Source organism: Paraoerskovia sediminicola, assembly GCF_030296575.1.
GTDB classification, from domain to species: domain Bacteria; phylum Actinomycetota; class Actinomycetes; order Actinomycetales; family Cellulomonadaceae; genus Paraoerskovia; species Paraoerskovia sediminicola.
On the sequence record NZ_AP027729.1, the window covers coordinates 1,841,529 to 1,859,586 of the forward strand.

The window sequence follows — 18,058 nt, forward strand, 5'->3', positions numbered from 1 at the left end:
GGGGCCTGCGTCGCTCCCGTCTCCGCGCGAATCGCAGCCGCCAACGAGCGGCGGCGGGCGTCGTGCGTTCGGGGTGGCCCATCGAGGAGCCAGCGAAGCGTGGTGTCGGTCTGGACGGCTACCGGGGGCCGCCCCCGCTTCGTAGCGGCACGCACGCTCCCCGCGGCTCTTCAAGGTGGGCTCCACGTGAGGGGGCCCTCGAGCGGCAGCAGGTGGTGTGGCCACAGCTCGGTGACGAGCGCGGCGTCGAGTTCCGGGGTGCTCGCCGGGTGGTCGTCGCGGCCGGGTCGGTAGTCGGGTGGCGCGATGGTGGCGTCGCCGTTCGTGTAGAGGGCCCAGAGCGCTCGTGTCAGCGACGCAACGGTGATGCCCTTCGCGACGCCGTTGCGGACGTCCGGCAGCAGGTGCTCGGCGACCGGGCGCAGGTGGATGGGGTTCCAGGCGGCCGCACGGCGCATCTGGTAGTCGATCGGTGGCGGCGAGTCGTGGAGCAGGTGGAAGAGCTGGTCGAGTCCATGGAGGTACTCGCGCCATCGTCCGGACTGGTGGATCCCTTGCCAGTGACGCTCGTACAGTCGGGCGCTCCAGGCGGGAAGTCCGAAAGCGGTGGCGAGGACGTTGAACGAGCGTGTGGTGCCGTATCGCGCGAGGCAGAGTGAGATGAAAGTGCGCCCTGTGCGGCTGTCGAGGCCGAGGTCCTCGGCGTGCGGCAGGAGCTGGAGCCGATCCCACGCGACCTGAGGTAGCGCGGACAGCGGCAGGCCGGGTCGTCGGTCCTTCTCCTGCAGGACCCTGTCATGGTCCTGCCAGCCGTCTGGGTAGCGCGGCCGCGGTGAGCCCATGCGGAAGCGCAGCTCGTAGGGAAGCGACACGCGCTCGTGGACGTCGGAGAGCCACACCGCGACCAGGAGCGGGTTGCGGGGTGCGTCTCGGACCTCGCCGCGTGGCCCAAGGACGGGGAGCTTCTGGTCGTCGATCCCGAACGCGTGGTGTCGTCGCGCGATGCGCAATGCCGATTCGGGGGATGGCGCGGTCAGGACGTTGACAGCCACACGGACTGCGTAGCGCAGGTTCTCGTCGTCATCGAAGGGCTGGGTAGTGCCGGCGGGTGGGCAGATCGTGGCGATGATCTCGAGGGCAGCCTCGAACACGGGCAGTGCTTGGGCCTCGATGCCACAAGCGCGGACGAGCTGGGTCGGGGTCTCGTGGGCTCGCTCGGCGAAGTCGAAGAGGATCCGCTGACACTCGAGGTCGCTGTCCTCTGCCGGTGTCGGCTCCGGGTGTCGGAATGGGCGTCGGCAGCGGCCGCGGTACCGGGAGCCGTTGGTGTAGCGGTCGTCGACGAAGTGGGGGCACTCGTCGGTCTTCTCGAGGCTGGTGAGCCACGCCGAGGACTCGAACGGGACGGCTGAGCACCAATAGCAGCGAGACTCCAGGACCAGCCGGTGGCGCGGGCAGTACAGGTGGAGCGGGTCGCGCCAGGACTCCTGCCAGACACCGGTCTCCTCCAGGCATCGCGTGCACCAACGCGACCCCTTGGTCCTCACCGCCTGCTTCAGGCCGAGGAACTCGTGCCGGAAGCGGGCTCGAGTGCCCGCCAACGCTGCCGAGAGCGGGTCGATGGCCGTCAGGGTGTCCGCGTCGACTCCGATGCGGGAGGCGGCCTCGACGCCGGACTGTCCGCTGAAGAGGCGGCGTGGGTCGATGTTCACCTGTGGGGTGATCGTGGCGCCGAGCTGGGAGAGCATCGCACGCGGGTGAATGCCGTACCGGTGGCCCGCGCGGAGTAGCCAGGACTGCAGCGCTTCGCCGTCTTCTCGCTCCACGGTGATCGGGAGACGGTCGATGTCGTAGCCACCGGGAACTTCTCGCAACCGGGAGACGTCGACCTGCGGCCGGCTGGATGGCTGTGAACGCGGGTCAGAGGCGGCGGGCACCGTTCTCCCCAGCGTTGTCGATCCTGACCTTGGCGAGCACGTCGTCGGTGACGCGCTCGGTGCCTGACTTGATCGCGACGTAGCAGGCGCGGTCGAGCAGGTTGGTCAGCGAGGCGATGCGCCCCTGCGTGCGGCGGTGGATCTCCTGGGCCAGAGGGACGAGCATCTCGGTGTCGCCGTCGGCGAGCTTCAGGTGAGCGCCGAACGCCCGCAGGAGGGCCATCCACGCGGCCATGCCGGCGTTCGAGGAGATCGAGAAGGGTGCGACCGGGACGCGAGTGGCCCGTCGGGCGGTCTGCGCGAGAACGGCTTCCTCGGCCGCGAGCCCTTCGTCGAAGAAGCGCTTCTCCTCGAGGTTCACGCCGGCGAACACGAACGTCACGGGCAGCTCGTTGGCGAGCCACTTGAGGTGGTTGGACACCTCGGTGCCATTGCGGTTGGTGAAGTCCACGAAGTGCAGGTCATCGACGATGATCAGGCGGGTCTGACAACTGATGACAGCGTCGACCAACAGCGAAGCGAGGCGGTCCTTCGTAGCCGTCTCCGCGGCCGGGTGGCCGTAGAAGCGCAAGAGCCTCTGGTTGAGACCCTTGAGCGTGATCTGGGCAGCGATCGGGATGAACGCGACGGGCAGGAACTGGTGTCCCTCGGGCGTCTCGGTGCCGTAGCGGCGGTGCTGGGCACGGTGGAAGGCTCGCCCGTAGCGGGTGGCGATCGTGGTCTTCCCGAGTCCGGGCTCGGCGTCGATGACGACCGAGCCGCGCAGCTTGTCGCCGTCTCGTCGTGCGGAGGCCATCACCATGTCAATGACGGAGTTCGCGTGCTCGAGCTGGGACGTACGGACGGTAGGCAGGTTGGCGTTCCACACCATGCGGGCCTCGTCGTAGTCGGCTCGTTCGTCCTCGCCCAGCCCTGCCATCTGGCGGCGGTTGAGGGTGTCGAACTCATCGCGAGGCGCGGCGTTGACGAAGCGGTCCCAGCCCTGCTTGCGTGTGAGCGTGAATCGATCGGTGTCGTAGCGGCGCAGCCACGCGGCCCAGACATTGCTCACTCGTCGATCACCGCGTACCCGAGCTCGTCGGGCGGGAACTCCTCGAACACGCTGAGCTCGTCTTCCTCGATTTCGGGCCGGCGGGCCGACCGCTCGTCGGCGAGGTTCACGACGCTCGGCAGCGCGGCGACCTTCTCGGCTGCCGTCGGCTCCTCCGGAAGAGGGGCATCGCGTTGCGCGCTCAGGCGGATTGCCAGATTGCGTTCGCGGCGGTCGGTCACGGCGTCACGGGCCCACCGCCGCAGGAGGTCGTCGAGTGCCGACTGCGGTTCGACGTGCCGGTCCTCGCGCAGGGCAAGGCGCTTGACGTAGTCGACGGAGTCCTGGCTCATCGGTGCCCCCAGCGCGGGTGCGTGTTCCCATCGCAGGGAGTGCCAGGCGCCGTCGGCGGGGTCCTTGAAGTGCACGTGCCGCACGTCGTGCGCGTCGACGTAGAACGGCCATTTGCCGGGGTACTTCCCGGTGAACTCCGACCGCCTGCCGCGATAGGCGTTCAGTGCCTTGCCGTCGTATCGCAGCCCGCCGATGTCGACGCCGTAGTGCTGGATCGTGCGCCACTGGACGTCGAGGAACTCGTACGCCAGCCCGGCGTGCGCGGGCAGCACCATCCCACCAGCCCGCGCGAGCCCGAGGTTATACGCGTCGATCGGGCTCAGTGACGCCCGCGGGAGCTCGGGGACAGCCAGCCCGTCGTGAGAGCTCTGGTGGTACACCGTCGTGACCCACTCGCGGATGATCTGCTCGAGCTCCGACACCCACAGGAAGGCCTGGCCTTCCACGTCTCTGCCGCGCGAGTACACGTTCGGGCCCTTGTATGCAGGCAGATGCTGAAGCAGTCCCTCGCGAAGCGTGCGGAAGAAGCGCTCGATCGTGGGCTTGTCCGTCGGCTTTTTCGGATTCGCCGGCTGCACCGAGATCCCCAGTCGCGCGCACGCGCTGACCACGTGCGACGAGATGTACTGCTTGCCGCGGTCGACCACGATCGACTCCGCGAAAACGGCTGGGAGCCCAGCCTGGCGGGACAGCAGCCGCTCGTCCGGCACTTCGGTGCCGACCAGGACGGCGTCCGGTACGCCGTGATACGGGAACGACACCCTCGGGTCAGCTTCGTCGGCTGGCCGTACGCATTCGTAGAGCACGCTCGCGACGTCGATGGCCTTGGTCGACACTGGCGTGACCTTCAGGCCGACGATGCATCGCGAGTACAGATCCATCGCTGCGGTGAGCTGGACTTTCACCCAGCGGAGCGTCACTGGCTCCATCGCGAACACGTCCAGGTCGTTCGTGTCGAGTACGACGTACTGCCCTGGTCGGTCGGCCCGCAGCCTTCCGAGGACGCCCGTCGGACGCTCTGCCGCTGAGCGTCGACCGCTTGCGCTCCCGAAGGTGTAGCGCCCCTTCGAAAGCCGGTCGATGCGTCGGTAGGCAGACGCCGGGTGTGGCATAGGGACGACGTCCGGCCCGTAGGTCTCGATGAGCTCTCGAGCGATCTGGGCGATGACGGCCGACTTCGTCGGGGTGGACGCATAGGTGTGCCCGCGGAGCACTTTGAGGCAGGCGTCGTCCCAGCGAGGGTCGATCCGTGACGCACGTGTTCCCATCGCCCGTGAGTCCACCAGGCCCGCCACGCCGAGCTGACGGTATGCCGCGATGCGCCGCTCCAGCGTCCGATGAGACATGTCGAGCTTCTTGGCTGCGGCTCTGATCCGCGGAGCGAGTGGAGCTGGATCGTCTACGAGACTGCGGATGATCGCGGCAAGAGCTTCGACCCGGTCGCGCTCGTCGGCCGTCAGCGACGCGAGCGCAGCGGTGCCGTCGACCGTGCCGTCGACATGCTCGGTGCACTCTGGCTCATCGAGTGAATACCGCGCCAGGTCCGTGATCGCCACCGTCGCCGCTTGGTCGCGCAACCCGAGCTGAACGAACCCGTCGACGAACCCGCGAACCTCCCAGTAGTCGCCGTGCCACCAGGTTCGAGATCCGACCTTGAGGGAGGTCACCTGCCGCTCACGCATGGGTGGGCTCCAACCAGGAGTCCGGGCCGAGAGGGGAAGTCAGATCCGTCGTCAACGCCCCAAGCCAGAGGGCCCCGAGCAGCTCCAGGCGTGGCGATCGACGGTTCGAGGAGGCGAGCCGAGCCTCGAGGTCAGCGAAGGTGCGTCCACCGGAGGCTGCGGCAAGCAGGCTCGCCACGTCGAGACGCGCCATCACGTGCGGGGCCCGAGCAGCGGCGATCCATCGGACGTTCCGCAAGACCACTGGGTCCGGCCCGGTCCAGACGTCGTACTCCCAGCCGCGGGACCGGCAGGCGGCGGCCATCCAGGCCAAGGACTCGGCTACTGCGTCCTTCCTGAGCATGACCGCGGGCTTCACATCGACGACGCGCACTGATCCGGTCGAGGTCAGGCACATGAAGTCGGGGATTCGAGTGCGGGTCCGGCTGCCATCCGCTCCCCTCACCTGCATCGGCTGCGCAGCGATGCTCGTGATCTCGTGTGCGAAATCGGCCAGCCAGAGCCAGGACTGCTCCAGAAGGCTCTCGTAGACGACGTGCTTGCCCATCGTCGCCGACCAGAAGTGGCCGGAGTAGTTCTTCCTGCCCACGTACACCGGAAAGTCGCGGACGGGTACCCCCGCCGCAACTTGCCGAGCGTCGACCGCGTCCAGGGTCGTGACGACGTCGTCATGGCTCCCGCTCCGGTAGCGGACCTCGACGTCGCTCGTGCGCACGCACAAATCATCCCGTACCGACACGTAAACCCGAAACTCGCCACGGTGCCGACACGCTAATGCGAAACTCGCCATCCTTAGCGCGAACCTACAACATCCTCACATCTCCCTTTAGATGCCCTGACCTGCGGGAATAAGCCGGCGCTCTGCAAAGTTGAGCCAGGTGTACTCAACTTCGACCCCCAGGGACTTGCGCAGCGATTCGGCCCGGGTCTAGGTTGAGTGCAGCAGACTCAACCGGCCCGCCGGGCGAGGCGCAGGGCATCCGCCCTGTCGCCCCGAAGTCCCCGGAGCAGGGCCCCTGCACCCGAACGATGGAGGAATCGAACATGGCACGAGCAGTCGGTATCGACCTGGGGACCACCAACTCTGTGGTCTCCGTCCTCGAGGGTGGCGAGCCCACCGTCATCGCGAACGCCGAGGGCGCCCGCACGACCCCCTCGGTCGTCGCGTTCTCCAAGACCGGCGAGGTCCTCGTCGGCGAGGTCGCCAAGCGCCAGGCGGTCACGAACGTCGACCGCACCATCTCCTCGGTCAAGCGCCACATGGGCACCGACTGGGACGTGGAGATCGACGACAAGAAGTACAGCGCGCAGGAGATCTCCGCACGCATCCTCGGCAAGCTCAAGCGCGACGCCGAGGAGTACCTGGGCGAGTCCGTCACGGACGCCGTCATCACCGTCCCCGCGTACTTCAACGACGCCGAGCGCCAGGCCACGAAGGACGCCGGGCAGGTCGCCGGCCTCAACGTGACCCGCATCGTCAACGAGCCCACCGCGGCCGCCCTGGCCTACGGCCTCGAGCGCGGCAAGGAGGACGAGCTGATCCTCGTCTTCGACCTCGGTGGCGGCACGTTCGACGTCTCCCTCCTCGAGGTGGGCAAGGACGAGGACGAGTTCTCGACCATCCAGGTCCGCGCCACGTCGGGTGACAACCGCCTCGGTGGTGACGACTGGGACCAGCGCATCGTCGAGCACCTCATCAAGTCGGTGAAGAACTCCTCGGGCGTCGACCTCTCGAAGGACAAGATCGCGCTGCAGCGTCTGCGCGAGGCCGCCGAGCAGGCCAAGAAGGAGCTCTCGTCCGCGACGAGCACCAACGTCTCGATGCAGTACCTCTCCATGAGCGAGAACGGGCCGATCCACCTCGACGAGAAGATCACCCGCGCGCAGTTCCAGCAGATGACGCAGGACCTCATCGACCGGACCAAGGCGCCGTTCCACGCCGTCATCCGTGACGCGGGCATCTCCGTGGGCCAGATCGACCACGTCGTGCTCGTCGGTGGTTCGACGCGCATGCCGATCGTCTCCGAGGTCGTCAAGGAGCTCACCGGCGGCAAGGACCCGAACAAGGGCGTCAACCCGGACGAGGTCGTCGCCGTCGGCGCCGCGCTCCAGGCCGGCGTCATCTCGGGCGACCGCAAGGACGTCCTGCTCATCGACGTCACCCCGCTCTCCCTCGGCATCGAGACCAAGGGCGGCGTCATGACGAAGCTCATCGAGCGCAACACGGCCATCCCGACCAAGCGCAGCGAGGTCTTCTCGACGGCCGAGGACAACCAGCCCTCGGTGCTCATCCAGGTGTTCCAGGGCGAGCGCGAGTTCGCCCGCGACAACAAGCCGCTCGGCACGTTCGAGCTCACCGGCATCGCGCCGGCGCCGCGCGGCCTGCCGCAGATCGAGGTGACCTTCGACATCGACGCCAACGGCATCGTGCACGTCGGCGCCAAGGACCGCGGCACCGGCCAGGAGCAGAAGATGACCATCACGGGTGGCTCCGCGCTCCCCAAGGAGGACATCGACCGCATGGTCAAGGAGGCCGAGGAGCACGCCGCGGAGGACAAGGCGCGTCGCGAGGCCGCCGAGACCCGCAACCAGGCCGAGTCGTTCGCCTACTCGACCGAGAAGCTGATCAACGACAACAAGGAGAAGCTGCCGGCCGAGACCGTCACCGAGGTCGAGGCGGACATCGCCGAGGTCAAGTCCGCCCTGGAGGGTGAGGACGACGCCGCGGTGAAGACCGCGCACGACAAGCTCCTCGCGTCGGCGCAGAAGATCGGCGAGGCACTGTACTCGGCCGAGCAGGCCGAGGCCGCTGCCGGGGCCGAGGGTGGCGACGCGCCGACCGACGCGCCGTCGTCCGACGCCGACGAGGACGTCGTGGACGCCGAGATCGTCGACGACGAGAACGAGGGCGACCGCAAGTGACGCCCGGCGACGCGAACCCCCACGAGGGGGAGCAGGGCTCGGACTCCGACGCCCCGTTCCACTTCACGGACAAGCGCAAGGTGGACCCGCAGTCGGGGCAGGCGCGCGAGAGCGCGTCCGCCCCGGCGGGGGACGCCGGCTCGGGCGAGCCCGTCGACCTGGGCGACGTCCCCGCCGAGCCGGTGTCGGACGACGTCCCAGCCGGCGAGGGGTCGGGTGACCCTCTCGAGGCGCTCGACTTCGAGCCCGAGGGTGAGGCCGCCGAGGACGCCGCGGTGATCGCCGCCAAGGCCGAGGCCGCACAGCACCTCGACTCCCTCCAGCGGGAGCGGGCGAGCTTCACGAACTACCGCAACCGCGCCGTCCGCGACAACGCGAACGCTCGGACCCAGGGCACGCAGGACGTCCTGGCGGCGCTGCTCCCGGTGCTCGACGACATCGACCGGGCGCGTCAGCACGACGAGCTCTCGGGGCCGTTCGCGGCCATCGCCGAGAAGCTCACGGGCGCGCTCGAGAAGTTCGAGGTCGTGAAGTTCGGCGAGGTCGGCGAGGAGTTCGACCCGAACGTCCACGAGGCGCTCATGCACCGCACGGACGCCGAGGCCACGGCCTCGACCGTCGAGGTCGTCATCGAGCCGGGCTACCGGATCGGTGAGCGGGTCGTACGTGCGGCCCGGGTCGGCGTGGTCGGCCCGGAGTAGTCCCGGAGGCGGCCCGTGTAGGCCCGAGTAGCGCGCCGCGCGCGGCTCCGCTCCGCCGAACCGGTGGTCGTGGTCGATCCTGGACCTGGGATTGAGCACGACCGCCGGTTCGGCGGGCCGGGACCGCCGGTTCGGCAGCGAGCCGCCGCGACCTGGTCGGTCGCGACGACGGATGAACCCAAGAACCACAGGATCGAGGAGCCGTGACCGGTCAGGACTGGATCGAGAAGGACTTCTACGCCGCGCTCGGCGTCCCCAAGGACGCCGACGACGCCACGCTGAAGAAGTCGTACCGCAAGCTGGCGCGCCAGTACCACCCCGACCAGAACCACGGCGACCCCAAGGCCGAGGAGAGGTTCAAGGAGATCGGCGAGGCCTACTCCGTCCTCTCGGACCGCGAGCAGCGCCAGCAGTACGACGCGATCCGGCAGATGGCCGGCGGCGGCGCCCGATTCGCTCCTGGCGCCGGCGGCGCGGGCGGGTTCGACGACCTGTTCGGCTCCATGTTCGGCGGCAGCCAGCAGCGCGCCCGCTACCAGGGCGCTCCCGGCGCGGGTGCGCGCGGGGCCCCGGGTGGGTTCGAGGACCTCCTTGGGGGGATGTTCGGCGGAGGCGGTGGCGGGTTCCGGCCCGGCGGTCCTGCCGGGTTCCAGGCGAACCCGACCCAGCGCGGGCAGGACGTCCGCGCCAACACCACGCTCCCGTTCCGCCAGGCGATCGAGGGCTCGACCGTCTCCCTGAACGTCGGCGGCCGCACCGTCACCGCCAAGTTCCCGCCCGGCGTGCACGACGGCCAGAAGATCCGCCTGCGCGGCAAGGGTCGGCCCGGCGTCAACGGCGGCCCTTCGGGAGACCTCGAGGTCACCGTCCGCGTGACCCCGCACCCCGTGTTCCGCGCCGACGGCCCCAACCTGCGGGCCGACCTCCCCGTCTCGTTCGCCGAGGCCGCGCTCGGCGCCACCGTCGAGGTCCCGACCTTCGACGGCCACACGGTGCGGGTCAAGATCCCGGCCGGGACGTCGTCCGGCAAGGTCTTGCGCGTCAAGGGCCGCGGGATTGTCACCCCGAAGCACACGGGTGACCTGCTGGTCACCGTCCAGGTGGCCGTTCCGCAGAAGCTCTCACGGCAGGCCAAGAAGGCCGTCGAGGCGTTCGCCGAGGCGACCGAGGACAAGGACGTGCGCGAGGAGTTCGCGCGACAGGCCGCACAGTGAGCGTCTGAGCTCGGCAGGCGGTGGCCCGCAGGTGCCGCCAAGGTGAGCGACAGGTGACCCGGAAGGAGCAGGTGATGATCGACGACGACGCACCGGTCCTCGCGATCTCGGAGGCCGCGGCGCTCGCGGGCATGCACCCGCAGACGCTGCGGCAGTACGACCGGCTCGGCCTGGTCTCGCCCCGCCGGGCCGTGGGCCGCGGACGGCGGTACTCGCGCCGCGACGTCGGGCGCCTCCTGCAGATCCAGCACCTGAGCCAGGACGAGGGCATCAATCTCGCCGGGATCAAGCGGATCCTCGAGCTCGAGCGCCAGGTCGAGTTCCTCACGGGTGCGGTCGAGAAGCTCTACGCCCACGTCGAGACCGGGCGGCGCGTGTTCACCGCAGGCGCGGCCGGCGACGTGGTGGTCGCGCCCCGCGGACGGCGCCCCCGGCGTGAGTCGGGCGACCGCGCGTCGCTCGTGCTGTGGCGGCCGCCGTTCGACCCGCGGCACTGACCGGCCTTCCGGGAGAGGGAAGCCTTTCCAAAGGAAAAGACATTCCGCAATAAAGGCGTTGCGCAATTCCCCGAATCATTCTTGGGGCAGCCTTTCCTTGCTATACAGAATTCACGCGCGGATTTATTCTGGAATCACATTCCGACTCCAGGAGGAACCATGACCGCCCTCACCGAGCTGCCCCAGGTCGCCGAGTGCTCCATCGACGGATGCGGCTACAACCACGAGCACGGCTGCCACGCCGGCGCCGTCACGATCGCCGGGACCAGCGGTGACGCGGCCTGCGCGACGTTCATCCCGCTCTCCGAGAAGGGCGGCCTCGACAAGGTCGTCGCCCACGTCGGCGCCTGCCAGCGCGGCGAGTGCATCCACAACGACCACCTCGAGTGCGCGGCGCCGTCGATCCGCGTCGGCGCCGGCGCATCCAGCGACGACCACGCCGACTGCCTGACGTTCGCGACAGCCTGAGCATCGCGCGGCAGGTCGAGCCTCGCGCGGCACCAGCCGAGCACGAGAGCCCGGCACCCCTCGGGGTGTCGGGCTCTCGCATGTCCGGGGTCGGTCAGCGGCTGAGCTGGTCCAGCAGCGCCGCCGCACCCTGCGGCGAGGCGGGCAAGGGCTCGATCCAGACCCGCGGCGGCCGGCGGAGCACGGCGGTGACGCCCATGCGGACCCCGGTGCGCTCGATCGCGCGGCGGATCATGACGACGCGGTCCGCGGCCTCGAGGCGCGACCAGAGCGCGGCGTAGGAGCCGCTGCCGAGCGCAGCCATCGGGTGGCCGTCCCCGCAGGCCTCGGTCATCGCCGTGCCCATGGCGGCCTCGCGGGCGACGCGCAGCACGGTGGGTGCGTGGTCGACCGCGACGTCGACGACCACGAGACAGTGGGTGTGGGTGACCAGCGTCCCGCTGCGCCGGGCTTCGGCATACGTCTCGCGCAGGCGCTGCGAGAGGTAGGCGGTGGTGGGCAGGCCGGAACGCGGGTCCATGGTGCCGAGGGCGACCGGCTGCGTCTCTGCGCCCGCCGCCCACCCGGTGCTCAACGCGCGCAGGGTGCCCAGGTCGGGCTCGGCGCCGATGGTGCGGTACAGGCACGCCAGGTCGTCGATCGCCTCGCCGATGCTCACGCCCGCCTCGCCGCGCCCGTGACCCAGACGCTCTGCGGCGGCCTGGGCGCAGCGCGCCTCCACGAGGGCCTCGGTCAACGCGTCGACGGCGGGGTGGAACCAGTCGTCGGGGCGCAACCAGACGGACTCCACGGAGCGCGCACGCCACCGATCACGGACGCGCTCGGCGTCCGCCTCGTGGTGCTCGACGAGGAGGTCCATGCTGAAGAGACGACCGCGCACGGGATTCGTGACGCGGCCGGACGAAGTTTCTCGGGTGAGTTTTCGAGTCCGTTCTGCAACCCGGACGCTCTTCTCCCTGACGCAAAGGATCGTTACGATGGTGCGGTTGTAGAAGCATTCAGCGATTCCGGTGACGGGTCGAGGACCGGCGGTCATCGAGGACGGGGCGCGTGGCAGAGCCTGCGAGCGGCGAGACGAGCACGGTGTCGAGTGACGCCGAGCTGATCAGTGCTGCCCGGACGGGCGACCAGGCCGCCTTCGGGCAGCTCTACGAGCGCCACAGCGGCGCGGCGCTCGCCGTGGCCAGGCAGTACGCCCCGAGGCCCGCCGACGCCGACGACGTGGTGGCCGAGGCCTTCGCGAAGGTGATGGTCGTCCTCCAGGGGGCGGCGGCCCGGACGTCGCGTTCCGCGCCTACCTCTTCACCGTCGTCCGCCGCCTGTCCTACGACGCGGCCAAGGGCGCGCGGCGTACGTCCCCGACCGACGAGATCGAGACGTTCGAGAGCGCGTTCGGCCCGATGGCCTCGACGGAGGAGCCGACGCTCGAGGGATTCGAGCGGACCACGGTCGCGCGCGCGTACGAGGGTCTGCCGGAGCGCTGGCGGTCCGTCCTCTGGTACGCCGAGGTCGAGAACATGACCCCGGCGCAGATCGCGCCGATGCTCGGGCTCACCGCGAACGGCGTCGCCGCACTCGCGTACCGGGCCCGCGAGGGTCTGCGCCAGGCGTACCTCCAGCAGCACCTGAGCTCGGCCGTATCGGCGGAGTGCGAGCGCGCCAACGGGCTGCTCGGCTCCTACGTCAGGGGTGGCCTCGCGAAGCGCGAGACCGCAGTCGTGGAGTCCCACCTGGAGGACTGCTCGGAGTGCCGGGCGCTCGTGCTCGAGCTCGGCGACGTGTCGCAGGGCATGCGTGGCATCGTCGCGCCGCTGGTCCTCGGGCTCGGCGCGATCGGGCTCGTCGGCGCCGGGTTCCCGATCGGTGGCGCCGCGGTCGGCGCTGCTGCTGCGGGTGGCTCGGGGAGCGCAGGCTCCGGGACCGGAGCGGCAGGTTCCGGGTCGGCCGGTTCCGGCGCAGCTGCGGGGAGCGCGGGCACGGCGGGAAGCACGGGCGCCGTGGGCGCCGGAGCGGGGGCTGCCGGCACAGCGACAGCTGGCGCGGCCGCCGGGGCAGCCGGAACTGCGGGCGTGGCAGGGCTGGTCGGCGCCGGGAGCGCGGTCGGCGCCGCAGGCGGCTTCGCCGCGATGATCGCGGCCGCCCCGTTCGCGGCGGCGCTCATCGCCGTCGGAGCTCTCGCGGTGGTCGGCGTCGGTGTGGTCGTCGGGATCAACGCCTTGTCGGACGACGACGCACCCGGTCAGCAGGTCGCGTCCGGAAGCCAGGAGGCGGGTCAGGACGACGCCGGCGGCGCCGGTGGCACGGACGGCAGCGGCAGCACGGACGGTGCTGACGGGACCATGGGCGGGGCCACCGACGACGCGACGTCCGACTCGGGGTCGGACGATGCGACGTCCGACGCCGGCGACACCCCTACGTCCGACGCGGACGGCGCCGTGACTGGCTCCGGAGCTGTGGACGACCCGACCTCGCCCACGAACATCCCACCGGCCCTGGCCAGCGGTCCGACGGCCGAGCAGCCCGCCGGGACGGCAGGGTCCGGCGCGGGCTCGACCGATGGCACGTCCTCTGCGGGTGGGACCGGCGGGACGGACGGCACCGACGTGCCCGCGCCGCCTGTGGTGGTGCCTCCGGTGGTGGTCCCGCCGACGCCGGCCTCTCTCGACCTGCAGATCGACGACTCGATCACCCTCGAGGCGCGCCAGGCGCAGAATCTCGTGGTGAGCGCGGTGAACTCCGGCGGGACGAGCGCGTCGGGTGTCTCCGTGGAGGTCGTCCTCCCGCCGGGGGTCGACTCGCCGTCGTCCGCGGCGATCAGCGGCGGGACGTCGGTCCCGGGGACGCTCTCGATGGCCGAGGTGCCGTGCGGCCGCCCGGACTCGGACGACCTCACGGTCGCCCGGACGGTGACGTGCGCGCTCGGGACGATCGGTCCGGGCGACTCTGCGGGCGTGTCGGTGCGGGTGCGCGCGGACTCGGGCGGCGAGTACGCGTTCGCGGCGCGCGCGTGGGGCACGGGCATCGATCGGGTCGAGCGTCGGTTCGCCCCGACCCGGGTCGCGTACTGGGGCGGGGAGGTCGCCGTCGCGCTCGATGCGCCGGGCGGGACCCTCGGCAACCCGGGTTCGGCCACTGCCACCCTGAAGCTCAGGAACAGCGGGGACCGAGCGGTCGACGACGCCGCGGTGACGCTCGCGGTCCCGGCGGGCCTCGAGCTGGTGTCGGCCGGGGGCGACTGGGACTGCGACAGCGGCTCGGGGGCCGTGGACTGCTCGACGTCCGGGGAGCTCGGCCGCGGCGAGGTCAGGTCCGGGACGTTGCGCCTGGTGTCGGCGATCGACGAGTCCGGTGACACAGCGACCCCGACGGGTGACGTCGTGGTGCACGCGGCGGCGCGCGCGGTGCAGGCGACGGGGTCCCGCGCCGGCCAGACGGTCACGGACAGCGACGACAGGTCGTTCAGGTTCGCGGAGCCCTGGGGCGGTACGGGGTCCGGGTCCGGTGTCGTCGCACCCTGCGTCCCCGAGTCGGACGGCGAGCCCGCGAGCTCGGCCGTTGCGCTCGACGGACCGCTGCGCAACGCGTCGATGCTCCCTCTCACGGCGACTCTCGTGGGTTCGACCCTCGAGGACAGCGCGACGGCGCTCATCGCCGCCGGGGAGAGCGCAGAACTCTCGATCGACACCGGGATCCTCCGCGCTGCAGGCGACGCGAGCCTCGAGCTGCGTCAGTCGGTGGGGTCGCGCACCTACACCAGAGTCCTCGACGGCATCGGCGAGTACTCGGCCTGCGACCTTCGCCCGCAGGTCGACGTTCAGGCGACCGAGGGCCTCGAGCTCGCGGCACGCGAGGCCTCAATGCTCGAGCTCGCGGTCTCGAACGCGGGTGGGACCTCAGCGGTAGCCGTCGAGACCGAGGTCGTGATCCCCGCCGGCGTAAACACTCCCTCTTCCGCCATGGTCAGCGGCGGCGCGTCGGTCGCCGGCGCGCTCACCGTCGCCGAGGTCCAGTGCGGCCGTGCCTCGTCCGACGACGTCACGGTCGCCCGCACGGTGACGTGTGCCGCCGGCACGATCGAGCCCGGCGAGACCACCGAGCTGTCGGTCCCCGTCACCGCGGCCTCGGGCGGCGAGTACGTGTTCGCCTCCAGCACCAGCGGCACGGGGTTCCCGACGGTCGAGCGGCAGTTCCGCGCCACCGCGAGCTACTGGGGTGCGGACCTCGGGCTCGTGCTCGACGGGCCCGGCTCCGTCGTCGCGAACCCCGGCACGGCCGACGTCGCGATGACGCTCGCGAACCGTGGTGACCGCGCTGCGGGCGAGGTCGACGTCGAGGTCACGGTCCCGGACGGGTTCGGTCTCTACGGCGCGGACGGCGATTGGTCGTGCGAGCCCGGTGACGGGACCGTCGAGTGCGCCTCGGACGGCATCGGCGTCGGGAAGTCCCGCACCGGCACGCTGCACCTCGTGACGCTCGGCGACGGGCGTGACGGTGCGAGCGGGGACACGCTCGCGGCCGGCGGCGCGGCGGAGATCAGCGCAGACGCGGTGGCGACCGAGGTGTCCCCTGCAGGCCCCGAGGTCGACGCGCGCGACAGCGTGTCCTTCGACGTCGAGGACGCCTGGGGCGCTGTCGGCGAGGTGCAGGCGCAGAGCGTGTGCCTCCTGGACGCGGAGCCGGGTGCCGTGCGCTCCGCCATCGCCCTCGGCGTGCCGGGGGCGGAGGGGTCGCTGACGAATTCGTCGGTCGCGCCCTACGAGGCCACCCTGATCGGTTCCGGCCCCGAGCAGCGGGCGTCGGCGACCCTCGACGAGGGCCAGAGCGCGGACCTCACGATCGACACGGGGCTCGGCCACGCCGCCGGCGACGCCCGGCTCGAGCTGCGCCGCGACGTCCGCGTCGGTGACGCGACCCGGTCGTTCCTCCGGGACATCGAGGCCGGGTCGTTCGAGGCGTGCGACGCCTTCGCGCCCGACGTCGAGACCCCCGAGTTCTCCGCCGAGCTGCGCGACGTCGACGGCGAGAAGATCGTCGTCCTGGGGGCGACCTTCGCGAACACCACGGAGGCCGACCTCCAGGTCTGGTTCGGGGACACGTCGTCCGCCACCGTCGTCGCCGCCGGCGAGAAGGTCTCGCTCGAACGAACGACCGACTCAGCGACCTATGAGGGAACGCCAGAGATCGGGTACCGCTGGGTCGACGACGCGGCGCACGGCGGCGACCACGGGACGGACCACACGATCACGGCCGCCGAGGCGCTCCACGCCGCGTACGCGCCGGAGGCCACCGTCGAACCCGGCGCGTGCACCTGGGACCCCGCGACCGGCGCGTCGGGCACCGAGGTCACGATCACCCTGGACAACTCCGCGTCGACGTTCCCGGCCGAGTTCGAGTACTCGATCGGCTCCGGGGACGTCGAGTCGGTCGACGTCCCGGCCGGGTCGGGCGCCGGGAGCGACCCGGAGGCGTCGGTCGTCGTCGTGCACCTGACGGCCGGGGCTGCCGGCGCGACGTTGTCCGTGAGCGCGGACGGCACGCGGCTCGCGGTCGAGGAAATCCCCGAGGCCTCGTGCGTCCCGTGGATCACCGACGTCGCGACGCCCACCGTCCAGTGCAGCGACGACGGGTTCGTCGTCGTCACCGGGACGCTCGAGAACGACGGTGCCGCCCGCATCCGGGCGCTCGCCCTGACCAACGTGCGGCTCTCCCCGGGGGCCGACCCGACGCACTACCAGCAGGCCGTGGACCTCGACCCGGGGGCGACCGGGACGTACCGGCTCGTGACCGGGGCCAGGTCGCTCGACGCGGGCCAGACGGTCGTCGTCGGCCAGACGGTCCTGCCGTTCAGCCTCGGGCTCAAGCTCCCCGGAGACGACCGGCCCAAGGCCGACACGACCGAGGGCATCGACTGCATGCCGTGGATCACCGCGGACGCGATCCCGGCCCCGACGCTCGAGTGCACGGCCGACGGGTACGCCGTGATCGTGGGGTCCGTCGAGAACGCGTCCGGCGTGCCGATGCGCGCGCTCCCGTTCGCGAACGTCTGGGTCGCGGACAAGGAGCGCAGCGTCCACTACCAGCAGCACATCAAGCTCCCCGTGGGTTCCGGGGAGGTCGGCTACCGGCTCGTCACGGACGCGCGCACGGTGAAGGCCGGCCAAGTGGTGACCGTCGACCAGTGGTTCACGGACGGGTCCGGGACCCGCAACCCCGACCGGCCCCGGGTCAGCACCGAGTCCGGCATCGACTGCTCACCGGCGCCCTCGGCGGAGCTCGTGCTCGGACCCGTCGCGTTCGACAAGAGCGCCTCGCGGACCATGCAGGACGCCACGGTCAGGCTTCGCAACGACAGCGCCGACGGAGTCACCATCGACCTTTCCGTGACCGGCGCCGACCTCGCGAGCCCCGTCGAGAGCACGCTGGGTGCCGACGAGTCCGCCGACGTCCCCGTGCGGTTCGGTACCGACGGCACGTCGGTCACGGTGACGTCGGGCGAGTGGACGACGACGCTCGAGGCCCCGGCGTTCGTCGCGCCCTGCCTGCCGGCGTGGGTCCAGTCGCAGTGGTGGCGACCGGTCACCTACGCCAAGGGGTCCGCGGTGTCGGACGACGGGGCGAACTACGTGGCGACGAAGAAGTCCTACGGTGTCCTCCCGCCGTCGCACGACGTCCAGGTCCTGTTCGCCGCGTGGACCCGGGTGGAGCCGTGCCGGGGCGCGGACGCGCAGGACGCGGCGCGTGCCCCTCAGGGCGAGGAGTCGAGCGAGCCGGATGCAAAACTCGAGCCGTCAGAGCAACCCGGCACGGGCGAGCAGCCGCGCACGCGCGAGGAGCAGAAGAGCACGAACGAGCCGGCGCCGTCATCCGGCTCCGCGAGGACCACGCCGTCCCCGACAGCGACCACGGAGCCCAGGACGGAGCCGACCGCGGAAGGCGCGGCGCAGCCGACCTCTGATCCCACCGCCGAGCCGAGCCCGACCGAGGGGTCGACGACCGAGCCGTCATCGAAGCGGTCGTCGTCCGGGCAGGCTGCCACCCCGGACGCCAAGGCCACGCCGTCGCAGAGCGCCACCCCGAAGCAGAGCGCGACGCCGGACCCGACGGCGTCGACGTCCCGCAGCCGTGACCGGGGCGCCTGGGCTCGCGACTGATCTGACCTACGCCGGATGCCGCGGCGCTTGTCCGCTAGGGCGGTCGGTGCAGCTGGGCGCTCACCGCGGGCGCCAGAGGAGCCGGGGCGACCGGTCGCCCTC

At 71.0% G+C, this 18,058-nt stretch carries 11 protein-coding genes; 6 read left to right on the plus strand and 5 right to left on the minus strand.

Annotated features, from left to right (window positions below):
* Window positions 1-170 precede the first annotated feature (170 nt).
* Genes QUE47_RS08580 through QUE47_RS08595 form a run of 4 tightly spaced genes read right to left on the minus strand, consistent with a single transcriptional unit; the run spans window position 171 to window position 5,718 of the window.
* Window positions 171-1,937 (minus strand): TniQ family protein, encoded by a 1,767-nt coding sequence (locus QUE47_RS08580; protein ID WP_350227507.1) that lies wholly within the window; start codon window positions 1,935-1,937, stop codon window positions 171-173.
* Window positions 1,921-2,988 carry an ATP-binding protein gene (locus QUE47_RS08585; protein WP_286216942.1) on the minus strand — a complete coding sequence of 356 codons (1,068 nt, stop codon included), beginning with the start codon at window positions 2,986-2,988 and terminating at the stop codon, window positions 1,921-1,923. The genes QUE47_RS08580 and QUE47_RS08585 overlap by 17 nt, the downstream gene beginning before the upstream one ends.
* The gene (locus QUE47_RS08590; protein ID WP_286216943.1) at window positions 2,985-5,003 is read right to left on the minus strand and encodes a TnsB C-terminal domain-containing protein; all 2,019 of its coding nucleotides are present in this window, start codon (window positions 5,001-5,003) and stop codon (window positions 2,985-2,987) included. Before QUE47_RS08590 ends, QUE47_RS08585 begins: the two co-directional genes overlap by 4 nt.
* Window positions 4,996-5,718 (minus strand): TnsA-like heteromeric transposase endonuclease subunit, encoded by a 723-nt coding sequence (locus QUE47_RS08595; protein WP_286216944.1) that lies wholly within the window; start codon window positions 5,716-5,718, stop codon window positions 4,996-4,998. Before QUE47_RS08595 ends, QUE47_RS08590 begins: the two co-directional genes overlap by 8 nt.
* 329 nt (window positions 5,719-6,047) lie before the next feature.
* Here QUE47_RS08595 and dnaK point away from each other — a divergent pair, with 329 nt between their 5' ends.
* The 5 genes from dnaK (at window position 6,048) to QUE47_RS08620 (ending at window position 10,805) form a co-directional block, all read left to right on the plus strand.
* Window positions 6,048-7,925 carry a molecular chaperone DnaK gene (gene dnaK / locus QUE47_RS08600; RefSeq protein ID WP_286216945.1) on the plus strand — a complete coding sequence of 626 codons (1,878 nt, stop codon included), beginning with the start codon at window positions 6,048-6,050 and terminating at the stop codon, window positions 7,923-7,925.
* On the plus strand, window positions 7,922-8,626 hold the full coding sequence (gene grpE / locus QUE47_RS08605) for a nucleotide exchange factor GrpE (protein WP_286216946.1): 705 nt from the start codon (window positions 7,922-7,924) through the stop codon (window positions 8,624-8,626). The genes dnaK and grpE overlap by 4 nt, the downstream gene beginning before the upstream one ends.
* 203 nt (window positions 8,627-8,829) lie before the next feature.
* Window positions 8,830-9,840: a DnaJ C-terminal domain-containing protein gene (locus QUE47_RS08610; protein ID WP_286216947.1), complete on the plus strand. Its 1,011-nt coding sequence runs from the start codon at window positions 8,830-8,832 to the stop codon at window positions 9,838-9,840.
* Window positions 9,841-9,914: 74 nt separating this feature from the next.
* Window positions 9,915-10,337 (plus strand): heat shock protein transcriptional repressor HspR, encoded by a 423-nt coding sequence (locus tag QUE47_RS08615; protein WP_286219444.1) that lies wholly within the window; start codon window positions 9,915-9,917, stop codon window positions 10,335-10,337.
* A gap of 159 nt (window positions 10,338-10,496) precedes the next feature.
* On the plus strand, window positions 10,497-10,805 hold the full coding sequence (locus QUE47_RS08620) for a DUF1540 domain-containing protein (RefSeq protein ID WP_286216948.1): 309 nt from the start codon (window positions 10,497-10,499) through the stop codon (window positions 10,803-10,805).
* A 94-nt stretch (window positions 10,806-10,899) separates the two neighbouring features.
* Here the strand turns inward: QUE47_RS08620 and QUE47_RS08625 are convergent, their stop codons facing one another.
* Entirely contained in the window at window positions 10,900-11,664 is a 765-nt protein-coding gene (locus QUE47_RS08625) for a hypothetical protein (RefSeq protein WP_286216949.1), read from the minus strand.
* Between the two features lie 541 nt (window positions 11,665-12,205).
* On the opposite strand from QUE47_RS08625, the gene QUE47_RS08630 reads away from it, so the two are divergent.
* The gene (locus QUE47_RS08630) at window positions 12,206-17,956 is read left to right on the plus strand and encodes a zf-HC2 domain-containing protein (protein WP_286216950.1); all 5,751 of its coding nucleotides are present in this window, start codon (window positions 12,206-12,208) and stop codon (window positions 17,954-17,956) included.
* The last annotated feature ends 102 nt before the right edge of the window (window positions 17,957-18,058 follow it).

Bases quoted from the DNA above. Each gene is read 5' to 3' on its own strand.
- QUE47_RS08625 (WP_286216949.1), bottom strand. From the start codon at position 11,664: ATGGACCTCCTCGTCGAGCACCACGAGGCGGACGCCGAGCGCGTCCGT.
- dnaK (WP_286216945.1), top strand. From the start codon at position 6,048: ATGGCACGAGCAGTCGGTATCGACCTGGGGACCACCAACTCTGTGGTC.
- QUE47_RS08620 (WP_286216948.1), top strand. From the start codon at position 10,497: ATGACCGCCCTCACCGAGCTGCCCCAGGTCGCCGAGTGCTCCATCGAC.
- QUE47_RS08590 (WP_286216943.1), bottom strand. From the start codon at position 5,003: ATGCGTGAGCGGCAGGTGACCTCCCTCAAGGTCGGATCTCGAACCTGG.
- QUE47_RS08615 (WP_286219444.1), top strand. From the start codon at position 9,915: ATGATCGACGACGACGCACCGGTCCTCGCGATCTCGGAGGCCGCGGCG.
- QUE47_RS08630 (WP_286216950.1), top strand. From the start codon at position 12,206: ATGGCCTCGACGGAGGAGCCGACGCTCGAGGGATTCGAGCGGACCACG.